Source organism: Dellaglioa sp. CoH-55-MRSF-8 (assembly GCF_056782195.1).
The window spans coordinates 1-265 of record NZ_JBXAYH010000207.1 but is presented as its reverse complement, the minus strand read 5'-3'; the positions used below and the strand labels follow the sequence as shown (position 1 = coordinate 265).

Here is a 265-nt window from a genome sequence, read left to right as displayed (position 1 = left end):
AGACAGTGGACGCGGTTCTCGCGATCCTGCGTGGGGAGGTTGTCTGAGGAACGCAGCACAAATTCGAGTGCGGCGCGCTCAGGCGTTTTCTCGTGGATACGCAGCACATGGCCGGGGTCTTCCTGTGGACGAAAATCCATATGCCCCGGGCACCGATCTGCGGCGTGAGTGGAACGCTGGGTGGCATTCGGCCGACATCGAGTATATGGATCAGGAGGAATACGAATGACGACGCAGCGTGAAGCGTACCATGAGGGCCGTGCCG

General features: G+C 60.4%; 1 protein-coding gene. It reads left to right on the top strand.

The features are described 5' to 3' along the window. Positions 1-67 precede the first annotated feature (67 nt). Positions 68-229 (top strand): ribosome modulation factor, encoded by a 162-nt coding sequence (locus AC1RPW_RS08505; protein ID WP_353890807.1) that lies wholly within the window; start codon positions 68-70, stop codon positions 227-229. Positions 230-265: the final 36 nt, after the last annotated feature.